Source organism: bacterium, assembly GCA_040755795.1.
Lineage (GTDB): Bacteria > UBA9089 > CG2-30-40-21 > CG2-30-40-21 > SBAY01 > JBFLXS01.
Genome location: JBFLXS010000401.1, coordinates 1 through 3,716, shown reverse-complemented (window position 1 = coordinate 3,716; position 3,716 = coordinate 1). Strand labels below are relative to the sequence as shown.

At 34.5% G+C, this 3,716-nt stretch carries 3 protein-coding genes and 1 pseudogene; all 4 read left to right on the top strand.

Annotation, left to right across the window (positions count from 1 at the left end):
* The first annotated feature begins 210 nt into the window (after positions 1 to 210).
* The 4 genes and pseudogenes from AB1414_17395 to AB1414_17380 all read left to right on the top strand — a co-directional run bounded on the left by AB1414_17395 (position 211) and on the right by AB1414_17380 (position 3,427).
* A complete protein-coding gene (locus AB1414_17395) occupies positions 211 to 1,386 on the top strand; it encodes a 3-dehydroquinate synthase II (GenBank protein MEW6609190.1) in 1,176 nt (391 codons plus the stop codon).
* Positions 1,387 to 1,423: 37 nt separating this feature from the next.
* A complete protein-coding gene (locus tag AB1414_17390; GenBank protein MEW6609189.1) occupies positions 1,424 to 2,503 on the top strand; it encodes a DUF2284 domain-containing protein in 1,080 nt (359 codons plus the stop codon).
* A 108-nt stretch (positions 2,504 to 2,611) separates the two neighbouring features.
* A pseudogene (locus AB1414_17385) lies at positions 2,612 to 2,710 on the top strand (helicase-related protein).
* 18 nt (positions 2,711 to 2,728) lie between these two features.
* Positions 2,729 to 3,427 (top strand): TRCF domain-containing protein, encoded by a 699-nt coding sequence (locus tag AB1414_17380; GenBank protein MEW6609188.1) that lies wholly within the window; start codon positions 2,729 to 2,731, stop codon positions 3,425 to 3,427.
* The last annotated feature ends 289 nt before the right edge of the window (positions 3,428 to 3,716 follow it).

The window sequence follows — 3,716 nt, the reverse complement described above, 5'->3', positions numbered from 1 at the left end:
TAAGTAAAAAATCCCAAATCCCAAGCACCAAATCTCAAATAAGCACCAAATTCCACATACCAAAAAGCGAATTAGAGATTAGATTTTACTAATTTGCTTAATTCACTAATTCACTAAATGGAATTTGGAATTTGTGATTTGGAATTTCATAACCATATCTATGTCAAATTTCGATTAATAAGTGCTATATTATACGAGGAGAATAGACTAATGAAAAATAAAACTATCAGTAAAGAAATAAGAATTAAGGAGGATATTACAAATTCAACCATTAAAACTGAAAGGCAAAGGTTCGTTTGGTTTGATGCCAGAGAATCGCAAGGTAAAAATGATAAAGTTCTTCTTGCGCTCCAAAATACAATTTTTGATACTTTGGTAGTTAAACCATCTCAAATAACAGATATTAGAACGCTTTCTTCAAGGATAAAACTGGTAGTTTTTGTGGAAAAGGTAGATGAGTTAAGCTTAATAAAACCAGAGGATATAGTAGCTTCAGAGAATCTAAAAATTTTGGATGATGCAACAGAAAATGGGAAAAAAACAGCATTGTTTGTTACTGTTAAAGATAAAGAATCATTAGAAATGGCATTAAAATTTGCCCCTCGATTTAATTACACTATGGTAAAGTTAAAAGACGAAACTAATATCCCTTTGGAATTATTCATTGCTGAGTTACAAAAGAAAGAAATTCAATTATTAAAAGAGGTTTATTCTTCCGAGGAAGCGACGATAGCATTCGGGGTGTTAGAGAGAGGAAGTGATGGGGTGCTTTTAAAAACGAATGAAGTCGAAGAGATATTCTTACTCCAAAATGAAATAAAAAGGAAAGAATTAATAGATATAAAAATAGTAGAGTCGTCAGTTATAGGAACTAGACATATTGGTATGGGATATAGAGGGTGCATAGATACAACTTCCTTAATGACTACGGAAGAGGGTATCATTGTCGGTTCTACTTCCTTAGGTGGCATCCTGGTCTGTTCAGAGACTCATCATCTTCCGTATATGGACTTACGACCATTTCGAGTAAACGCTGGCGCTGTTCACTCATATGTCTGGGGGCCAAATAATAAGACTAACTATATTACTGACTTAAAAGCCGGAGGTAAGGTATTATGTGTGAATATTCACGGTAAAGCTAAGGTGGTTACAGTTGGAAGAATTAAGATAGAAGTCAGACCACTACTATTAATCGAAGCAAAATATAATGATGTAGTTGTTAACACTATTGTACAGGATGATTGGCATGTTAGAGTTCATGGGGCTAATGGCGAACCAAGAAATGTAACGACACTTAAGCCTGAGGATAAAGTGTTAGCCCATATAGCTAAATCTGGTGGTAGACATGTAGGAATAAAGGTTGAAGAAATAGTTAACGAAGTGTAAAGAATCCTTATTTATCCTGCCGTAAGGTTATAATAGAATGAAACAATTTGAGTTGAAATATAAGAATGATATTTTTGATTATATTTCAGAACTTATAGATATAGTAGAAAGAGAAAGATTTCATAAAGGGATAGTTATAAGGACAAAAGATATCCAGGTAGAGCATCGAGTGAAAGATGCGTGTAGTCGTTGCGATTCTTTTAATAACTGCTATTCATCTCCTCCTTATTCCTGGAAAATAGAAAAGACAAAAAAAGTTATTAGTGACTATGAGTTAGGAATAATGCTTGTTCTCCGTATAAAAGACATCCCTCCTCGTCTAATGAAAATACCGCCTATAGCTTTTTTCTTACAGTTAATCTTTGTCCGAAAATATGTAAGAAAACTTCATAGAATGGTATTAAAACTGGAAGGAATAGCTAAAAAGGATGGATATGAAGTTCAAGGTTTCATTGCCGGACCATGCTTGCTCCATCTAACTAAATGTGGAGCAGTAGATAAGAGTGGGTGTAAACTTCCTAAGATTAGAAGATCTTCTCTGGAATCTACAGGGATAAATGTATATAAGTTAGCTAAATCCTATGGGATTAAAATTGATAAGAAGTTAGAAGATGTAGTCCACCTGATAGGACTCCTTCTTATCAAGGAATTAAAAGAACACGAAAATAGTGTACAGATTACTGAACTAAAACTTGAAGATGAATATAAAATTGAAATAGACTCTTTAGCGGATATTTATGAAAAGATGACTGTAGAACATATACAAAGAGAGTTTAAGAAGAGATATGGGGATGGAAATTTATTCATTGCATTAAATAAAGGCAATTCATCCAATGAAGAGGGGATAGAACTAAATAAATTCATTGATATTATTGAAGAGAATGGCTATGAAATAATAAATTACGGATTTATCAATTCATGGAAATCAAAATTAAACTTACAGCAAACAACAAAAGAAGAAAAGAATAAAGCATTTTTGGAAGTTCCTATTATCACATATTTCAGAGATGCATATTTAAAAATAAGACTTATATATGAATTCTTATTTGAAAACAAAAAAGTCGCTCGTAAGATCTATGTATTGGGGAAAAGAAGAAAGGATTATATCATGCAATGATCACAACAAAGTTGATTTTCATAGAAACATTAACTTGAAATCAGCAAGTGGAGAAGATAATACTTACTTTCAACCAGCACTTCTCGGTGAAGAAATCTCTCCACCTCAATCATTGAATCAGGCATAGATATACCCAATGTCAACACTATTATCATCAATAATGCCCATCAATTTGGACTTTCCCAACTTTATCAATTAAGAGGACGGGTTGGCAGGTCTCATCACATGGCTTACGCCTATATCTTCTACCCAACAAAATTAGGATTATCTGAACTGGCTAAAGACCGACTGTCTGCCATCCGTGAATTCTCAGATTTAGGCTCTGGATTCAGAATTGCGATGCGAGATATGGAAATACGCGGGGTAGGTAATATCCTGGAACCAGAACAACACGGGAATTTAGTCGCGGTTGGATTTGACTTATACTGCAGGTTACTTCAGGAAACCGTAGCTAATTTGAGAGGAGAAAAGATAGCAGATGATACCTTGCCAGCAATGGATTTGCCTTGCGATACCTATATCCCGGAAGGATATATTAAAGATATTGCTCAACGATATGCCGTCTATAAAAAATTGTCATCCTGTAAAGACTTTAATGTCTTACAAGAGGTTAAAGAAGAATTGGCGGATAGATACGGAAAAATCCCAATGCCTGTCCAAAGACTTTTAGAGCTTTTCCAGATGCGGTTGATGGCAAAAAAAGTCGGTATTACCTCTTTGAGTATCTCTAAAGGATATATGACCATTGAATTACCGTCGGATGAAAAATTAATCCCAAAAGTTCTTTCTTTAGTCACTACCTTTCCGGAATATTTAACACTAAATCCAAGAAAAACCAATTGCTTGATTTTAAAATGGACAGAAGAGGAAGAAGGTATTGGTTTTTTGAAAGAGGTGTTGAGGGAATTAGAAAAGGTGTTGTAGATATAGGAATCAGGTAACCGTTCACCTCAGAGACATAATCTATTTACTATATGCAGAGGTTCCAGGGCTTTTTCTTCGGCAGATTTATCCTTCGACAAACTCAGGATGACATTGATCCTTTATTGCAACGAATGAAATCTATCAGGATAATATAGATGTCTCTGTGGCTTTGTGTGAAAATCCATCTTTTCTCTCTTCCTCTGCGTCTCTGCGGTGAAGGACTATCTGAACGGTTATCAATAAAAAAGACTTCTCATCTTGATCCAACTACTCACTCTTGTTGTTATTG

Excerpts from the sequence above, each read along its gene's own strand:
- AB1414_17395 (MEW6609190.1), top strand. The coding sequence starts at position 211 with ATGAAAAATAAAACTATCAGTAAAGAAATAAGAATTAAGGAGGATATT.
- AB1414_17390 (MEW6609189.1), top strand. The coding sequence starts at position 1,424 with ATGAAACAATTTGAGTTGAAATATAAGAATGATATTTTTGATTATATT.
- AB1414_17380 (MEW6609188.1), top strand. The coding sequence starts at position 2,729 with ATGGCTTACGCCTATATCTTCTACCCAACAAAATTAGGATTATCTGAA.